The sequence below is a fragment of the Blastopirellula marina genome, assembly GCF_002967765.1.
In the GTDB taxonomy this organism is placed as follows: Bacteria; Planctomycetota; Planctomycetia; order Pirellulales; family Pirellulaceae; genus Bremerella; species Bremerella marina_A.
The window spans coordinates 883,780-900,613 of the sequence record NZ_PUHY01000010.1 but is presented as its reverse complement, the minus strand read 5'-3'; the positions used below and the strand labels follow the sequence as shown (position 1 = coordinate 900,613).

Here is a 16,834-nt window from a genome sequence, read left to right as displayed (position 1 = left end):
AGCGACTATCTTTTGGCAAAAAATGCAAGTTGGGAAGCTGTAATGGGTTATTGCTCCCTGGATTTTCCCGATACCAGTGGTACGATGCGAGAAGAAGTTGAGACTGCCAACGATAAAGTAGCTGCCGCCAAGTAATCGTTCAGGCTCGGTATTTGCACCGTCTTGGGTTAGGCTTTTCTAACTCTGTGAACGTTACGTGCCGAATGAAAATAAGACGCCCTCGGGCGTTCACCAGCCAAGCTGAAAGTAAAGGAGACAACCATGGATCAGCCAATGATTGACAAGTTGAACGAGATTTTGCGGCACGAGTGGACCGGCGTCGCTCAGTATTCCCAAGCTGCCTTTGTTGTCACCGGTCTGTGGCGGGAAGTTTACAACGAAATCTTCCTGGAGAGCGCCAAGGAATCGTTCGGACACGCTCGAACCATCGGTCAAAAGATCGCGGCTCTCGGTGGTGTTCCAACCATTGAACGGAACCAAGTAAAACAGACCGACGATCTGCACGAGATGCTGACGAACGCCCTGGAATTTGAATCGATGGCCGTCAAACATTACGAAGAAGCACTCGCAATGGCCGACGGCAAGAATCGTCCGCTGGTTGTTCTGCTGGAAGAGATCTTGCTGGAAGAGCAAGACGGCGTTGACCAGTTCACCATGATCTTAAAAGATCCGACCGTCGCCGCTCAAGCCAAAGGTGGTAGTGCTTCCAAGGTCGGCTAATAACCGATCGAGCGTTCCCAGCCTGGAACGCCATAATCGACGAATCCGCCGCTGAGTCACCTCAGTTAGGCTGACTCAGCTTGCCAAACGCGAAGCTCTGGAGCTTTCCGGTTTGTGATTCGTCCGCTGACAATCATATCGTTATCGCCACGGGTTGCCTTCAGGGTGACCCGTTCGCGTTTAGCGGAAACCATTTCAGGCAAAGCACTTGCGATCCCAAGGGCCGTGCGAAGGGCAGTCAGTGATTCGGGCGCGACTTGGATGCTGGATTGCGTGAACCACCCAACTCGCTGCCCACCGTAGCTCTGCTGGCGAATCTCAACAAAGATGCAACCTGCTTTGTCAGCACAGTTTACGATCAGCGTGCGGTCGCATTCTCCGGTCGAAATCGTTTCGACCACTTGTTCTTTCGGGTAGGTCATATGGGGTGAGATCGTTTATCGGCTTGGGCGAAGTTGATATCAAGTCTCAGTTCATCAACATTCTGTGAGGATCCTGCACGCGCGTCAATAAGGAAAATTTCAAATCAACCAAATGCGTCGGTCATTCGGCAAATTGCTGGGCTTATTGACGGTTCAGGGGAATATCATTATCATTTCGCGTTTCCCCCGGCATATTGTGCCTCTATTAGAGAGGCTTTCCTCGGATGCTCGCTCCGGCCGCCGACGATTTCAACGGAATTGTCCTGGCCCGGTTGAGCCCTAATGTAAGGCAGGCAAACGATTTGCGTTTCGCTGATGCCTGTTTGGAACCACGGTCATGGCAGTACCTAAGAGAAAACAGTCCAATTCCCGTACCGGCATGCGTCGCGCTCACGACGGTCTCAAGGCTCGTCAGTTGAGCCTGTGCCCGAACTGCTTGCAAGAACGTCGCCTTCGCGTTGCGGTTCCCACGCATGTTGTGTGCCCTGAATGTGGCCACTACATGGGGCGTAATGTCATCCCTTCGAACGAAGTCGCTGAATAAGCCGTTCCTGGCCTTCCAAGCGATCAAGACCGCTGGCAAAATGCGCCCTCAGGCGAATTAGATAGTCTGAGCAGGCTGATGAGAAACCAGCGGTCTGTCGTCTTCGAAGCATGATCGATAGAAGGATACCCCTGCGATGAGCAAGATCGCATTCCTCTTTCCGGGACAAGGCGCTCAGAGCGTTGGCATGGGGAAGGTCCTCTACGACTCCCTGCCAGCAGCCAAAGAGTATTTTGAGCGTGCCAATGAGGTTCTCGGTTACGACCTGGCCTCGATCTGCTTTGATGGGCCCTCCGATAAGCTCGATTCGACCGTTCATAGTCAGCCGGCTCTCTTTGTGACCAGCATCGCAGCCCTGGCGAAGCTACGTGATCAAACGCCAGATGTCCTGCTCTCCGCAGAAGCTACCGCTGGGTTAAGCCTGGGCGAGTACACCGCCATGGTGTTCGCGGGCGTCATGGAGTTTGAGGACGCCCTCAAGGTGGTCCAGGTGCGTGGCGAAGCGATGCAGGCCGCCTCGGACGCCGTTCCTAGCGGGATGGTGAGCATCCTTGGCCTCGAACAAGAAGCTGTCGAGAAGATCTGCGACGACGCTCGAGAAGATGGCATCCTACAGATCGCGAACCTGCTTTGCCCCGGGAATATTGTTGTTTCCGGGTCGAATGACGCATGTGAGCGTGCTGCTGAAATTGCCGAAAAGAGCGGCGCGATGAAGGTGATTCCTCTCGCTGTCGCAGGTGCGTTTCACACTGAAATTATGCGGCCAGCGGTCGAGAAGCTGGCCGCCGCCTTAGCGGATGTAACGCTTTCCCCTCCAAAAATCCCCGTTATTTCTAACGTTGACGCACAGCCGCACGACGACGTGGAAGAGATTCGCTCTCTTCTGCAGCAGCAGGTTTGTTCCCAGGTTCGATGGGAGCAGTCGATGCGATATCTGCTTGATCTGGGCTTCGACGAGTTCTACGAGATTGGCGCCGGTAAGGTGCTGCGTGGCTTGATGAAGCGAATCAACCGCAAGGTTTCTTTCAATGGTGTGGAAGCCTGAGTCGAGGCTTGATCGATCCCACCTCCCCATTTCTTTATCGTTAACTTTAAAGTAGGCAAGATTCCCCATGAGCGATGCTGTCTGGAATGCACTTCCCGTTGATCTGTCCGGAAAGGTGGCCGTAGTTACAGGGGCCTCGCAAGGGATTGGTCAACAGATCGCGATTGGTTTGGGCATGCGAGGCGCCAAGGTTGCCTGCGTCGCCCGAAGTGCCGATAAGCTTGCTGAAACCGTCGCGGCGATTAAAGAGGCTGGTGGCGACGCCGAAGCACTCCCATGCGATGTGACTTCGCGTGAGAGCGTCGAGCAGTTGATCGACAAGATTGCAGACGAATGGGGCAAGGTCGACATCCTGGTCAACAATGCTGGTGTCACTCGCGATAACTTGCTTCCTCGTATGACCGATGAAGAATGGGATACGGTCATCAACACGAACCTGCGTGGCATGTTCCTGTTTGCTCGAGCGGCATCGAAGTACATGATGCGAGCTCGTTACGGCCGAATCATCAATATCAGCAGTGTGTCCGGCATCATGGGCAATCCAGGCCAGACCAACTATTCCGCTTCAAAGGCTGGCATGATCGGCTTCACGCGAAGCCTGAGTCGCGAACTGGCAGGCCGCAAGGTCACGATCAACGCGATCTGCCCTGGTTTCATCGAATCAGACATGACTAAGGCCTTGGGGCCAGCGGTCGAGGACGAGGTCAAAAAACGCATTCCCGCCAAGCGAATGGGTAAGCCGCAAGAGATTGCGGATGCCGTCCTGTTTTTGGCCAGCGATAGCGCTGCGTACGTTACCGGACAGGTGCTGACCGTTGACGGCGGCATGACCGGTTAATAAATCATGGAAACGCCCTAGTGGCATTGACTTAGATTATCGAAATTTTCTAAGAGCGTGTTTCCTGAAAATATAGGATGGATCGGGTGGTGTCCACCTTGACCCGTTTTACTTGGGTCATCTATCTTGTTGAGCTTGAACCTTAATAATAAATCAACTTAGGCCATCTAAAGGGACCCTCAAACGGTCCCTCGCCCCAAAACGGAGGACACGTCGTGTCGGTAGAAGAGCGTGTAATCGAGATTGTTGCTAGTCAGCTAGGTGTTGATAAGGAAAAGGTTTCTCGTGAAAGTTCGTTCGTGAACGACTTGGGCGCCGATTCCCTCGACATGGTCGAGCTGGTTATGGAATTGGAAGAAGAATTTGATATCGACATCCCGGAAGATTCCGCGGATAAGATTGAAACGGTCGGTCAGGCTATCGATTACTTGGAAGAAGCCAAGAACTCGTAAACTGCCGATTCTATTTCTTCTCGCTAGAACCCCAAGCGTTCACTGAATCATGAAACGTCGTGTTGTCGTTACCGGAATGGGGATTGTCTCCTCGCTAAGCTGCCAGTTGGATACGTTTTGGTCCAAGCTGATTGCCGGCGAGAGCGGCATCCATGATATCAAGATCCTGGATACCTCCCGATTCAAGGTGAAATTTGCGGCCGACGTTCATGATTGGGCGCCTGATGAGTACATCGATTCCAAAGAGCAGAAGCGTCTCGATCGTTTCTCGCAATTTGGAATGGTGGCTGGAATCGATGCCGTGGCTTCGTCGGGCCTCGATTTCTCGCAGGAAGATTCATATCGCTGTGGCGTGATTCTCGGGTCAGGGGTCGGTGGTATCGCCACGATCGAAGAGCAAACCGAGAAACTGCTGACCAAGGGTGCCGATCGTGTCTCGCCAATGACGATCCCGCGCCTGATGCTCAATGCTGCAGGTGGAAATATCTCGATTCGCTACGGATTGCGGGGCCCGAACTATACAGTGGCTACCGCTTGTGCCAGTGCGACCAATGCTTTGGGCGATGCTCTCAAGGCGATTCAGTACGACGAAGCGGACGTCATGATCTCCGGTGGTACTGAAGCGGGTATCACGCCGATGGGAATCAGTGCTTTCTCCAACATGAAAGCATTGTCGTTCCGTAACGACGATCCCGTCAAAGCCAGCCGTCCATTCGACTTGGGCCGCGATGGTTTTGTCATGGCCGAGGGGGCCGGGGTGGTCGTCCTCGAAGAGCTCGAACATGCCAAAGCTCGCGGTGCCAACATCTTGGCAGAGCTCGTTGGCTTTGGTTGTAGCGGCGACGGTGGTCATATCACCTCGCCTGATCCTGAAGGTCGTGGCGCAGCTCGGGCGATGCAAAACGCCCTGAATGATGCCGCTCTCGACCCACAGAAGATCGACTACATCAACGCACACGGCACCAGTACTCCTCCGGGGGACAAGGCCGAGACGATCGCGATTAAGACGGTCTATGGCGACCACGCCTACAAGTTGGCCGTTTCGAGCACCAAGAGCTCGCTTGGTCATTCGTTGGGCGCCAGTGGTGGTATTGAGTTGATTGCTTGTATCAAGGCGATCAACGACGGCGTGATTCCGCCAACCATCAATCTCACTAATCCCGATCCGGCATGTGACTTGGATTACACGCCAAACGAAGCGAAGAATCGCAAGGTAAGCTACGCGATGAGCAACAGCTTCGGATTCGGTGGTCACAATGCATGCGTGATCGCGAAAGAATACGCCGAGTAGTATTTTTTGCTCAGTGCTTAGCAAGCAGCAAAATTCAAGCAGCAAACAGCCCTGGTGAGGTTTCTCGCCAGGGCTGTTTTGTTTCGTAAGTGTCGTTGTTTTTTGGGGCTACATCTACGGGAAGCTTATCGAATTCAGGTAGATGATTCGTTCGCTGGCATCAACACGTTTGATCTCTGCAAACGTAATGTGGGGAACTAGGTCGTTGATATCACCCTCGTAGTGTAATTCGACCACGCCGCCGCTATTGCTGCTAGAACTGGCGGCTGACGCAGTATCGGCCAGCATAGGTTTCAGTTGCTCGGTGATGAGCTGTCCATGTTCGACCTTCAATTCTTGACCTTGGAAGGTCACGGTGTTCTCAAAACCGTATCTCGACTGGAAGTCGGTCAGTGGCTTGTTGGATCGACGACGCGTTGGAGAGGATGTCTGGCGTTTCGGGGCAGAGTTGGTTGCAAGACGTTCTCGAGCAACAGTAATTGCATTACTAACCTCCTTTCCGGCAGCTTGGAAGTCGAGCATCGCGTTGGTCACATCTGCGTTCCGATTGTACTGAGCCATTCTCTGACCTGCCGCTTTCATACGAGGCAGGAATTCTTTGGTGCGTCGCTCCGCCTCCTGGCTGAGCTTCTTGTTGTTCTCGGATGAGATTCGCGGAAGGTTGGCGACCTGGCCAGCCAGGCTACGCAGTTCCGAAGAAAGGCCTTTTACAGTGGTAATGAACTGGGGTAAATCTTGCTCGCCGTTAACCGCTTCCATGGCATCGATAAAGCGATTCATGAGCTTCATCTGCGTGTCGAGTACTTGGTGATGCTGCTCGAAGTCGGCTTGGCTGTTGCCCGGAGTCCCGCCTGCGAACGACTGTCCCGCAGGGGAGCTGCTGCTGGGCAGTGGCGGGATGCTCGAGCCGCCCCAGTCACCAGAATTGTTGGCGATCGACATCACGACCAGGACAATTGCAGCCACAAGTGCAATGCCACCACCTCCCATGGCGATCGGGACAATGGGAATCGATCGCGATGCAGCTTTTTTTCGTGCAACTGGTGGAAGCGAGCCTAGCGTTGGTGCTGGCGAACTGGGGGATGCCAGGTCGGAAAATATATCCTCCGTTTCCGTACCATCGCCGAAGAGGTCGCTATCGCTAAATCCCACGGGATTCGGTGCGGATCGGGCTGCGACTGGTTTGGCGGCCGCAGCGGCGTAGACCTTGGCTGGAAATCGTTGAGCGCACTTTTGGCATTTTACCGGCTTTCCCGCGATATCTTTGTTGGCAACGGAATATTTGGCTTTACAGTTCGGGCAGACGACAAAGAGCTTCGGCATAGATAATAGCTGTCCGGTTGGGGGGAACGTTGTCAGGTCGATTTTATTCGTCTGTAAGCGCGAATGCTATCTTCAGCAGCCCACTTCACGCGGTTAATAAAAGTTAGGTTCGCAGTTTTTTTGACTCGTCAGATCAGACCTGACCTATTCGTTCTGGGTTAGGTTTCCTTGGGCCAAACCTTGCGTTTTCGGCCATTTTGGGGAAAGATCTGATATGGAAGTGATTCGCTCCGGCGAGTTGCTGAGCGAATCGAAACCTTTCACTCATGAGCCCTTGTCCATGATTCGAGTTTCTTGTCCATGTTGCGGTGTCGGTATCAAAGCCGAGGAACGCTACATTGGGCATAGTGTTCGCTGCCCGAAGTGCCTAAGCCCCGTCAATGTTCAGAAGCCGCGACCTGAGGGGTTGGCCAAGTTGGTCGAACCCAATTACGAGCCGCAGGCCCAGGATGATGATCGGCCGAAGGCGACCGATTGTCCGAAGTGCAGTAATCATCTGCCAGCTGGTGAGTATCTCTGCAAGCAGTGTGGGTACCACATCAAGCTGGAGGCCTTCTTCGAGGATCTTACTTCGGAAGCTTTGGCCAAGGGGACCGAGCCCAAGACAAAGTGGGAGCGATGGCTCGAGACGCAGTTGCACGAGCTTTCCACCCCCCGCGACTTCATGATTATGTCAGCTCTGTGCGGGCTTTTTCTCTGTCTTGTTGCGGTGGTTGCCGCTCGGATCGTTGTCGGGCCAATGATCGGTACAATCCTTGGGCTCATTGTCTCGGCAGGGATCGCTCTCGTCTGGTACGTGCTGATGCAGCGCCTGGGTGTCATGAGCGATCCGAAGCGGGAAGAGCGTCTGGCCAAAGAGCGGAACGGCAAGCTTGAAAAGGTTATCCGCGATCCAGGTAAGGGCAGGGTCGTCGGTGAGAGGCGATCGAAGCCGGCGCCCGTGGCGGCAACCAAAGGCAAGTCATCTTCTTCAGAGCCTCAGAAGCTAACGCTGCCGGAATACGAGGTTGATGACATCGATTTGTTCAGCGATGCGTCTCTAAAGCGGTCGAAGCCGGCGTCGACTCGGCCTGCCAAGAGTCCACCAAGGGAAACGGCGTCAAAGTCTTCTTCTCCTTCAACGGCCAAGCCTCCGATCACCAATCCTGCAGCTCCTGCTAAAAAGCCAGCACCAAAGGAGGATGATTGGCTGAATGATCTTCTTTAGGCGAATCCTCGGGTGCTATCACTCGATTCGTCTTGCTGCGACTTTAACGCGTTTCTATACTCCGGCGACTTTCGACGATAATTCTCAGCCAAATCATGGAATCGGCGAGGCTGTATCGGCGTAAATTCAAGGAGGATTGAATCATGGCACGTGGATGCCTTTACAGCATTCTGATGGTCGCTTGCATCGCTCAAACAGCGTCCGCTCAGTCGGAACCTCGCCCCATGCCTGTCAGTGGCGGGGTAACAGGCGGGGCGAATTCCTCCTTGCAGTGGCGAAATCCCGGGGCGTCAGTTCCGAGTCGTCCTTCCTCAAATGTTCAGCCAGCCGCTTTTGCCAGTGATCCGGCAACGCCTCCGAAAGAAGGTGTTTCTTCCTCCGGAACGCTACTGAAGGTAACCTCCGGCCTGAAAGAGCTGCCCAATGGTGCTGGCCAGGTCTGGCGTGACTATGACATCACTCCTTACACCTCGCGCGTGACCACCACCGCGAAGCCCGAGCAGGCCATCATTGATTGGATTTTGCGAGAAACCGGAACCGATGTCTGGTTCGGCGAACCTCTGGGAATGTTGCACGCTAATAAGAGCACATTGCGCGTTTATCACACCGTCGAAATGCAGGAAGTGGTCACCGAGGTGGTCACAAAATTTGTTGATAGCCAAGCTGAAGTGAAGAAGCTTGGCGTGCGAATGGTGACCGTGACAAGCCCCAACTGGCGCCGCCTGGCTTACCGCATGATGCAGCCCGTTTCCGTGAAAACGCCCGGAATTGAAGCGTGGCTGATGAGTAAGGAGAACGCTGCCGTGCTATTGAACGAACTACGGCAGCGTAGCGATTTTCGCGAGCATCACGCGGCCGACCTCCTGGTTCACAACGGCCAGTCGAGCACGATCTCGATGCTTCAGCCCCGTACATTCGTCCGCGGTGTTCGTGCGACACAGACTTTCCCCGGCTACGAATTGCAAAGTGACCAGATTGAAGAGGGTTTCGCCATGGAGGTCAGCCCGCTGCTGACACCTGACGATAAGATGATCGACGCCGTGCTGAAGTGCAGTGTCGATCAGATCGAGAAGTTTGTCACCGTCGACGTCGATGTGCCCACCTCCGGAACGCGTCAGGCCGTCGATATTCAAATTCCACAAATGGTTAGTTGGCGGCTGCACGAGCGTTTTCGCTGGCCTTCTGATCAGGTACTTCTGATCAGTTGCGGTGTCGTGGCTCGTCCGCAGGCTGGAATAGCCGGCACGGCCCCGCAATTGCCTAGTTTAGCGGGCCTATTGCCAGAGCGTCCCCCCAGGGCGGATGGTTTAATGTTCGTGGAGTTCAAAGGGGACGCCAAGACGGGAGCTGGCCAGCCGGTTAGGAGTGCTCAGCCTGCTGCAGTCGACAGTCGTGGCCGTTACTAGTCCTCACTCGCCACCCTCACGTTTGGGGGCGATTACCCTGGCTGGGTTTATGTCAGGACTCGCAAGACGTTCGGCCATTTAATATCCAGCGACGAGGCGGGTGATATCGTGCCCCAGAGCAGGTTAGGGCCTGCTGGCTCCCATCGACATCACCGCCATGGTGCCCTAGAATTTTGGGTCACTATTAAGAATCCCCAGCACCCACGGCATGCACTCTTTTGCCCCGGTGTCGATAGGCGTACGAATGCAATCGAGACGAGTAGTCATTACCGGTATGGGACAGATCAGCCCGCTTGGCATGGATCTGGACTCCTTCGCCAATGCCCTTGGAGCTGGCGTATCTGGAATTCGCAAAATCGAGAGCCTTCCGGCTGATGCGCTGCCGAGTCCGTACGCCGGTGAAGCGACTGAATTCACCGGTCATATCGGCGACTTTGGCGACGTCAGCAAAGAGCAGACACGTTCGATTCGAAAGAATCTGAAGGTGATGTGCCGCGAGATCCAAATGGGTGTCGCAGCCGCACAGCGAGCGCTTCAGCACAGCGGTCTGGCGGTGGGGGATTACGACCCGGAAAAGTCGGGTGTCATTTTTGGTTCCGACTATATGATGACGCTCCCCGAAGAGTTCGACAAAGCGACGGCTGCCTGTCTGAATGAAGGTGGTGAATTCGCCTTCGAGAAGTGGGCAGAAAAGGGGCTCCCTGAGATCACGCCGCTGTGGCTGCTCAAGTATTTGCCAAACATGCCGGCTTCCCACGTTGCGATCTTCAACGATATGCGTGGTCCCAATAACTCGATCACCCTGCGCGAAGCGTCGGCTGGGGCTGCTTTGGGCGAAGCCATGATGACTATTGCTCGTGGGCACGCCGACGTGATCATCTCAGGCTCGACGGGTACGCGCGTGCATGAAACACGAACGGTGCACACTTTCCTACAGGACCCGATCAACGAGGGAAGCGACGAAGAGGCAGGGAGATGCCTGCCGTTCGACCTGAATCGTCGTGGTATGGTAATCGGTGAAGGGGCAGGGGCCCTCGTGCTTGAATCGCTTGAACATGCAGAGGCCCGCGGCGCCAAGATTCTGGGAGAAGTGCTCGGGCAATCGATTTCCACGGGTTGGAATGCTGATCGAACGGCCGACCGGCCGACCGCGATTGCCAATGCTTTGGCGATTGTTTGCCGCGACGCCGGAATCAAGCCTGGCGATATCCAGCATATTAACTCCCACGGATTGGGGGCTCAGCAGTCTGATTGGGATGAAGCTGCCGGTCTGACAAAATTTTTGGGAGACTTGGCAAATAAAACTCCGGTCATTGCAATGAAGAGTTACTTCGGTAACCTGGGTGCCGGCAGCGGCATCGTAGAAGTCATTGGTAGTCTGCTCGCTCAACAGCGTAAAACACTCCCCGGTACGCTTGGTTTCGCTACGCGTGACCCCAAATGCGATCTGAATGTGGGGTGCGAGCCCCAAGAGATCTCGTCCGACGGGGTGTTCGTCAGCTTGAATTTCAGCCCGCAAGGTCAGGCCTCGGCAATCGCCATTCGCGGGGTTTAGTCGGGGTCGCTAGCGTTGCAGTTGGTTGACACTGGGCCTAGAGACCGGTATCTTAGCGGGATTGTGACTGCCACTAAGTTCAGCATGTAGCACGGCTTTCATTTCGAGAGCCGTTTTCCGTTTGGTAGGTAAGCCAGCCGGCAGGCAGTAGCAATTGATCATGGCGAAAGTCGTTCTAAACCAAGTTAGCAAACGATTTTCCGATTCAGTTGCTGCCGTTTCCGAGCTGAACTTAGAGGTCGCCGATCGAGAGTTTCTGGTCCTGGTGGGTCCCAGTGGTTGTGGAAAAACGACCACATTGCGGATGATTGCTGGTCTGGAAGAGGTTTCGAACGGCCAGATCACAATTGGGGATCGAGACGTTACTCACGTTTCGCCAAAAGATCGTGACATCGCAATGGTTTTCCAAAACTACGCGTTGTATCCCCACATGACCGTCCGACGAAATATGTCGTTCGGGCTCCGGCTTCGCTATGGTGGGAACTTGGTATCCCGGATGTGGCGGCGTTGGCAAAATTCCGAGAGTGCTGCGAAACGTGAAGAGCAGTTTCAGCAGATTCCCGCGAAGGTCGACCAAGTGGCCGATACCTTAGGAATAGGCAAACTGCTAGATCGCTATCCGCGAGAACTTTCGGGAGGGGAGCGTCAGCGGGTAGCCCTGGGGCGTGCAATCGTACGCGAACCGGCTGCCTTTTTGTTTGACGAGCCTTTGTCGAATCTTGACGCCAAGTTGCGGGTCGAGATGCGGCGTGAATTGAAAGAACTCCATCGTCGCCTCGGTGCGACGATGATTTACGTCACTCACGATCAGGTCGAAGCGATGACGCTGGGCGATCGAATCGCAGTGATGGATAAGGGAGTTTTACAGCAGGTTGGACCTCCGAGCGAGGTTTATCACAAGCCCGCGAATCGGTTTGTGGCCAGCTTTCTGGGAACGCCCGGTATGAATTTGCTCGAGGGAGAATTGGTCCAGGAGAATGGCCGGTTCCAGTTCCGCGGTTGCGGAATTCAACTGGAGCTCGCAGCCAGCCAATGCCCCGAGTTAGAACCAAGCGGCTCGAGAAAAGTGACTCTCGGTGTCCGACCAGAAGATATTCTTTTAACAGAGGATGCTTCTGCGGAATGGTTGGCGGCTGGCCAAGGTCAGGTAGAACTGATCGAATCGTTGGGAGATGTGGGCTTTGTCCATATTCGCCTTCCAGCGGATGAGGCGAACGGCGCCGTTTCGCCTCGGATTACTGCCAAGGCTGGTGTGAATGTGGCTCTGGATAGATCTATCCTAGGCTTGCAGGATCGACCAGCCTCGATCGCTTTCCGGGCGACAACGTTGCACTGGTTCGATGGAAAAACAGGTCTGCGTCTGTCCTCACCAGGGCGAGACTAATTCGGCAACCCACGTGGTATTCGAAAGACCGACTTACAATTTGGTAAAACGCGGCAGACCATTGCCGGAAGTAAGCCTGCCCTGGGCCAATGGAAGGGAGTCCATCGACTCACCAACCCAGGGTAGCAATTATCGTTGAAAGTGAAGGACTCATGAATCCGTCTGAAGTCTTGCGAATCGTAGATGCGATTCACCGGGACAAAAAGATCGACAAGGAAATCGTCTTCCAGGCGATCGAATCGGCATTGGTTTCCGCTTCGCGGAAGTACCATTCCGAGGACGCCGAGGTGGTGATCAATATCGATCGAAAAGACGGTTCCATTAGCGGTCATATCGACGGTGTCCCCATGGATCCGGAAGAGACCGTAGGCCGTATCGGTGCTCAAACTGCCAAGCAAGTCATTATTCAGAAGATCCGTGAAGCCGAACGGGATGCGCTGCACGAAGAGTACGACGACCTGATCGGCCAAATGGTCAACGGTATCGTCCATCGCAGTGAGGGTGGTGCGACGATCGTCACCTTGGATAACGTGGAAGCGATCCTCCCACGTAGCGAACAAATCCCGGGCGAATCGTTCCATGCGAACGATCGCGTGCGAGCGGTGATATTCGAGGTGCGCAAGCAAGGGAGCCGCGTGAAAGTGGTTCTCAGCCGTACCAATAAAAAGTTCGTGGAACGTCTGTTCGAACAGGAAATCCCCGAAATTACCGAGAACGTCATCGAGATTCGCAACATCAGCCGCGAGCCTGGCTACCGTAGCAAGGTCGCCGTCGATAGCTCGGATCAGCGCGTCGACTGTGTTGGCGCCTGCGTTGGTGTTCGTGGTAATCGAATCAAAAATATCGTGGATGAACTTGCCGGCGAACGCATCGACATCGTGCGCTGGAGCGAGAATCCGCAAGAACTGATCACCAATGCCTTGCAACCGGCAGAGGTCGAGGAAGTGATTTTGTGCCAGATGATGGGTCGCGCCATCGTCTTGGTTCGCGAAGATCAGCTTTCCTTGGCAATCGGTCGTCGAGGCCAAAATGTCCGTCTCGCAAGCAAACTGTGTGGCTGGGACATCGAGATCATGCTCCGCGAAGAACTCGAAGAGCAGATCGAACGTGCCGTGTCTGGGTTCAGCACCATTGAAGGCATTACGGAAGAAGTCGCCGAACAATTGGTCGGCGAAGGCTTCCTGTCCTACGACGACCTTTCGGTCATCGAGACGGATGCATTGATGGAGATGGGCGAGTACACGGAAGAGCAAGTTGAACAGATACGCGATCTGGCCGAGCAGCAAGCGGAACAGGCCGAACGGGCCATGGAAGCTGAACGCCGGCGAATTCGCGATGAAAAACTCAAGGATGGCTCCGCACAATGATAAAGCGGAGCCTTAATTTCGTATCACCTCGGCGGCGAGGCCTTTCCCGATGAGTTCCCAATAGCGAAACGAATCGGGCTGAGGTCGCACTCGTGTGCGGGCTGCCGGATTCACCGAACCTCTGGTTATGACAATCAGGCGTTTGGCTCGTGGTTGGCAAGATATTTGGCGGGACGTAGGATGATTGGTCCCGGTAACAGATGATATGCGAGGTAGTCCTGCCTCCTTCATCACCAGAGAACTCAGCAGGAAGGCACAAGTGCCCATACGAATTTACGCGTTAGCTAAAGAACTTCAGGTAGATAGCAAGCAACTCGTCGACATTTGCAATCGCGCAGGTGTTACTGGGAAAGGGTCTGCACTTGCGAGCCTGGACGATGACGAATTGGTCAAAGTCAAAGCATTTCTTAACAAAGACTCCGGCGGAGATGACTCCCGCCGTGGAAGTCAGGGGCGGTCTACGATTGACGAGCCCATCCGCCCTGAGCGTCCTGTTCAACCGTCGAAGCCAAAACAGATCCGCACCTTAGGCGGGCCTCTTTCTGGCCGCGGTCGAGGTAAGGACGATTCGTCTCACGAACCAGAGGAATCGGAATTGGCAGCATCTGTTGCAACTGAGGAAGAAGATTCGCCGGCTACCGAAGCCGACGAAGTGGTGACCACCAACGAGGTGGAAGCTGAAGCACCTTCGACTCCGGTGGAAGAGACCTCCGAGCCGACTTCGTCCGAGCCCACCGAGAAGGAAGAAGCCCCGGTCGCTGAGTCGAAGCCAGAGGCTGAACAGGCCGAGTCCAAGTCAGAAGATAAGGACGAAGCGGAGCCTTCCAGCGAACAGGCCACCCACAAAGACGCGCCAGTCCGCGGTATTCGTCGCGGCGACTACATCGCAATCGGCTCGCAGCGTAAGGTTCGAACCTTGGGTGCCGGCGGAAGTGGTCCCAAAAAGCAAGAGGACGATCGTAACAAAGGCCGCGAAAAGCCAAAGCCGAAGAAAGCTGGCCCGGTCGTTAAGATCGCTAAGATGCCTACGGCTCCTGCTCCGAAGCAGACGGTCGAAAAGAAAGAACCGGCCGCCCAAAAGCCGATCATGCAGCTGCCTAAGGAGGCCATTAAAGGGGCCAAGAAGGGGCAGAAGGCACCGCTCGAAGAATTTACCAAGCTGCACGAGAAGAAACGCAAATCTAAGGATCGCAAGTCGGTTGCTGACATCGATGATGTGGCAGAAGTTCGCGAAACCGAAGAAGGCACTCCACGCGGTAAAAAGGGTAAAGGTAAGTCGACTGGTATGGCTGGGATGGCCGGCAGTCGCGACGCCCGAACTCAAGGTCGTAAACGCAACCGCAACGTTGGTTCCGTCGATGGCGGAGACGACGGTGAAATCCGTGGACGTCGCTCGCGGCCGCGTCGTGAGAAGTCGAGTAATAAGGTCTCGACCGCCGCACCGCGCAAGACCGATATTGCTCTCGAATTGCCTTGCACGCTACGAGAATTCTCGGAAGCGACTGGGCTACCAGTTCAGTCAGTTCAGCGGACGCTGATGGGCTTGGGCCAAATGGTGACCATCAACGCCAGCCTCGACGCTGAAACGGCCGAGCTGCTGTGTGCGGAACATGGCATCGATCTCAAGATCAAAGAACCAGAATCGATCGAAGATACGCTCCTCAATCACATCGAGGATATGGTCGATTCGGACGCAGACCTCGTGGAACGACCACCAGTCGTCACCTTCTTGGGACACGTCGACCACGGTAAAACCTCGTTGCTCGACAAGATTATCGGTCTCGATGTCGTGTCTGGCGAAGCGGGCGGTATTACCCAGCACATTCGTGCCTACATCGTGGACAAGGGGGACAAGAAGATCTCCTTCGTCGACACGCCTGGCCACGAAGCATTTACCGAAATGCGTGCTCGTGGTGCGAACGTTACTGATATCGCCGTCCTTATTGTGGCCGCCGACGACGGTGTGATGCCACAAACGGAAGAAGCGATCAGTCACGCCAAGGCGGCTGAAGTGCCGATCATCGTGGCGTTGAACAAGATGGACGTTCCTGGTGCGAACCCGGACAAGGCCCTCCAACAACTTTCGCAACATGGTTTGTTGCCAGCAGAATGGGGTGGTGATGTCGAAGTGGTGAAGACCAGCGCCATTACGGGCGAAGGGGTCGATACCTTACTGGAAACGATCTTGCTGACGTCCGAAATCCACGAGTACAAAGCCAACCCAAAACGCCAAGCAGTTGGTGTCTGTTTAGAAGCCGAACAGGAATCGGATCGCGGTGTTTTGGCAAAGCTGATCGTCAACAACGGTACGCTCAAGGTTGGTGACGTTGTGGTTTGTGGTTCGACCTTTGGTCGTGTCAAAGCCATGTACGACACACTCAATCCACGCGTTCGCTTGGAAGAAGCTCCCCCTTCGACTCCAGTCAACGTGACTGGTTTTGACGAAGCTCCGGCAGCTGGGGAACGTTTCTACGTTCTCGACGACATTGCCGATGCTCGCGAAATCGCTGAAATGCGTTCGCACCGTTCCCGCGAACAGCAACTAGGCGGTCATACCGTCAAGATCTCGTTCGAGGACTTCCAGGCTCGCTTGCAGTCGGGCAACCTGGCTGGCGACGAAGCAGGCATTGTTTACCTCAACATCATTCTGCGTGCGGACACGCGTGGTTCGATCGAAGCTATCCAGAAAGAGCTGGACAAACTCGATCACCCAGAAGTCAAGGTTCGCGTGATGCAGGCCACCGTTGGTGGTGTCACTGTGGCGGACGTGACCCTTGCTTCAGCCTCAGATGCGGTGATCGTGGCGTTCAATGTGATTCCAGATGAAGCTGCTCGTAGCCTGGCAGATGATCGGGGCGTCGAAGTTCGTCGTTACGATATCATCTACAAGGTGACCGAAGATATCAAAATGCTGCTCGAAGGACGTTTGCGTCCCGAATCGCGTGTTACCGAACTGGGACGTGCGTTGGTGCAGCGAACCTTCACCGTCAGCCGCATCGGTACGATTGCCGGTTGCCGAGTGTTGGGTGGTATCATCGAACGAAACTGCCGTATTCGTGTAAATCGCGACGGACGTGGCATCGGCGACTATCCGCTCGATTCGCTCAAGCGTGAAAAGGACGACGTCAAGGAAGTTCGCGAAGGCTACGAGTGTGGTATCAAACTCGGTGGCTTCAACGACATCAAGGAAGGGGACATCTTAGAAGCATTCAAGGTCGAGGAATTTGCTCGAACTTTGGAAAGCTAAACTCCCTCTCTTGATACCCCTTGATTGGGGAAA

General features: G+C 54.7%; 14 protein-coding genes. 12 read left to right on the top strand and 2 right to left on the bottom strand.

The annotated features are described in order from the left end of the window. Positions 1 to 261: 261 nt before the first annotated feature. On the top strand, positions 262 to 720 hold the full coding sequence (locus C5Y83_RS14800) for a bacterioferritin (protein ID WP_105330498.1): 459 nt from the start codon (positions 262 to 264) through the stop codon (positions 718 to 720). A gap of 65 nt (positions 721 to 785) precedes the next feature. On the opposite strand, the gene C5Y83_RS14795 is transcribed toward C5Y83_RS14800, so the two are convergent. Next, entirely contained in the window at positions 786 to 1,142 is a 357-nt protein-coding gene (locus C5Y83_RS14795; RefSeq protein WP_105330497.1) for a hypothetical protein, read from the bottom strand. A gap of 337 nt (positions 1,143 to 1,479) precedes the next feature. Between C5Y83_RS14795 and rpmF the strand changes: the two genes are divergently transcribed. From rpmF to fabF, 5 genes are all read left to right on the top strand, one after another. Continuing rightward, positions 1,480 to 1,686 carry a 50S ribosomal protein L32 gene (rpmF, locus tag C5Y83_RS14790; RefSeq protein ID WP_105330496.1) on the top strand — a complete coding sequence of 69 codons (207 nt, stop codon included), beginning with the start codon at positions 1,480 to 1,482 and terminating at the stop codon, positions 1,684 to 1,686. 136 nt (positions 1,687 to 1,822) lie between these two features. Then, a complete protein-coding gene (gene fabD / locus C5Y83_RS14785) occupies positions 1,823 to 2,731 on the top strand; it encodes an ACP S-malonyltransferase (protein ID WP_105330495.1) in 909 nt (302 codons plus the stop codon). Between the two features lie 67 nt (positions 2,732 to 2,798). Next, the gene (gene fabG, locus C5Y83_RS14780) at positions 2,799 to 3,569 is read left to right on the top strand and encodes a 3-oxoacyl-[acyl-carrier-protein] reductase (RefSeq protein WP_105330494.1); all 771 of its coding nucleotides are present in this window, start codon (positions 2,799 to 2,801) and stop codon (positions 3,567 to 3,569) included. Between the two features lie 215 nt (positions 3,570 to 3,784). Continuing rightward, positions 3,785 to 4,021 (top strand): acyl carrier protein, encoded by a 237-nt coding sequence (gene acpP / locus C5Y83_RS14775; protein WP_105330493.1) that lies wholly within the window; start codon positions 3,785 to 3,787, stop codon positions 4,019 to 4,021. A 46-nt stretch (positions 4,022 to 4,067) separates the two neighbouring features. Next, entirely contained in the window at positions 4,068 to 5,312 is a 1,245-nt protein-coding gene (fabF, locus tag C5Y83_RS14770; protein ID WP_409994594.1) for a beta-ketoacyl-ACP synthase II, read from the top strand. Between the two features lie 114 nt (positions 5,313 to 5,426). Here the strand turns inward: fabF and C5Y83_RS14765 are convergent, their stop codons facing one another. Continuing rightward, the gene (locus C5Y83_RS14765) at positions 5,427 to 6,635 is read right to left on the bottom strand and encodes an MJ0042-type zinc finger domain-containing protein (protein WP_105330491.1); all 1,209 of its coding nucleotides are present in this window, start codon (positions 6,633 to 6,635) and stop codon (positions 5,427 to 5,429) included. 280 nt (positions 6,636 to 6,915) lie between these two features. Here C5Y83_RS14765 and C5Y83_RS14760 point away from each other — a divergent pair, with 280 nt between their 5' ends. The 6 genes from C5Y83_RS14760 to infB all read left to right on the top strand — a co-directional run bounded on the left by C5Y83_RS14760 (position 6,916) and on the right by infB (position 16,801). Further along, positions 6,916 to 7,842, top strand: coding sequence for a hypothetical protein (locus C5Y83_RS14760; RefSeq protein WP_146117783.1), 927 nt, complete (start codon positions 6,916 to 6,918; stop codon positions 7,840 to 7,842). A 143-nt stretch (positions 7,843 to 7,985) separates the two neighbouring features. Beyond that, positions 7,986 to 9,248 carry a hypothetical protein gene (locus C5Y83_RS14755; RefSeq protein WP_105330489.1) on the top strand — a complete coding sequence of 421 codons (1,263 nt, stop codon included), beginning with the start codon at positions 7,986 to 7,988 and terminating at the stop codon, positions 9,246 to 9,248. Positions 9,249 to 9,492: 244 nt separating this feature from the next. Then, on the top strand, positions 9,493 to 10,803 hold the full coding sequence (locus C5Y83_RS14750) for a beta-ketoacyl-[acyl-carrier-protein] synthase family protein (RefSeq protein ID WP_105330488.1): 1,311 nt from the start codon (positions 9,493 to 9,495) through the stop codon (positions 10,801 to 10,803). A gap of 160 nt (positions 10,804 to 10,963) precedes the next feature. Continuing rightward, complete coding sequence (locus tag C5Y83_RS14745) at positions 10,964 to 12,187, top strand: ABC transporter ATP-binding protein (protein ID WP_105330487.1); 1,224 nt, start codon at positions 10,964 to 10,966, stop codon at positions 12,185 to 12,187. Positions 12,188 to 12,339: 152 nt separating this feature from the next. Continuing rightward, a complete protein-coding gene (gene nusA / locus C5Y83_RS14740; RefSeq protein ID WP_105330486.1) occupies positions 12,340 to 13,554 on the top strand; it encodes a transcription termination factor NusA in 1,215 nt (404 codons plus the stop codon). A gap of 259 nt (positions 13,555 to 13,813) precedes the next feature. Beyond that, on the top strand, positions 13,814 to 16,801 hold the full coding sequence (gene infB / locus C5Y83_RS14735; protein ID WP_233207233.1) for a translation initiation factor IF-2: 2,988 nt from the start codon (positions 13,814 to 13,816) through the stop codon (positions 16,799 to 16,801). Positions 16,802 to 16,834: the final 33 nt, after the last annotated feature.

Bases quoted from the DNA above. Each gene is read 5' to 3' on its own strand.
- C5Y83_RS14765 (WP_105330491.1), bottom strand. From the start codon at position 6,635: ATGCCGAAGCTCTTTGTCGTCTGCCCGAACTGTAAAGCCAAATATTCC.
- fabG (WP_105330494.1), top strand. From the start codon at position 2,799: ATGAGCGATGCTGTCTGGAATGCACTTCCCGTTGATCTGTCCGGAAAG.
- C5Y83_RS14755 (WP_105330489.1), top strand. From the start codon at position 7,986: ATGGCACGTGGATGCCTTTACAGCATTCTGATGGTCGCTTGCATCGCT.
- C5Y83_RS14800 (WP_105330498.1), top strand. From the start codon at position 262: ATGGATCAGCCAATGATTGACAAGTTGAACGAGATTTTGCGGCACGAG.
- nusA (WP_105330486.1), top strand. From the start codon at position 12,340: ATGAATCCGTCTGAAGTCTTGCGAATCGTAGATGCGATTCACCGGGAC.
- rpmF (WP_105330496.1), top strand. From the start codon at position 1,480: ATGGCAGTACCTAAGAGAAAACAGTCCAATTCCCGTACCGGCATGCGT.
- C5Y83_RS14760 (WP_146117783.1), top strand. From the start codon at position 6,916: ATGATTCGAGTTTCTTGTCCATGTTGCGGTGTCGGTATCAAAGCCGAG.
- C5Y83_RS14745 (WP_105330487.1), top strand. From the start codon at position 10,964: ATGGCGAAAGTCGTTCTAAACCAAGTTAGCAAACGATTTTCCGATTCA.
- C5Y83_RS14795 (WP_105330497.1), bottom strand. From the start codon at position 1,142: ATGACCTACCCGAAAGAACAAGTGGTCGAAACGATTTCGACCGGAGAA.
- C5Y83_RS14750 (WP_105330488.1), top strand. From the start codon at position 9,493: ATGCAATCGAGACGAGTAGTCATTACCGGTATGGGACAGATCAGCCCG.
- fabD (WP_105330495.1), top strand. From the start codon at position 1,823: ATGAGCAAGATCGCATTCCTCTTTCCGGGACAAGGCGCTCAGAGCGTT.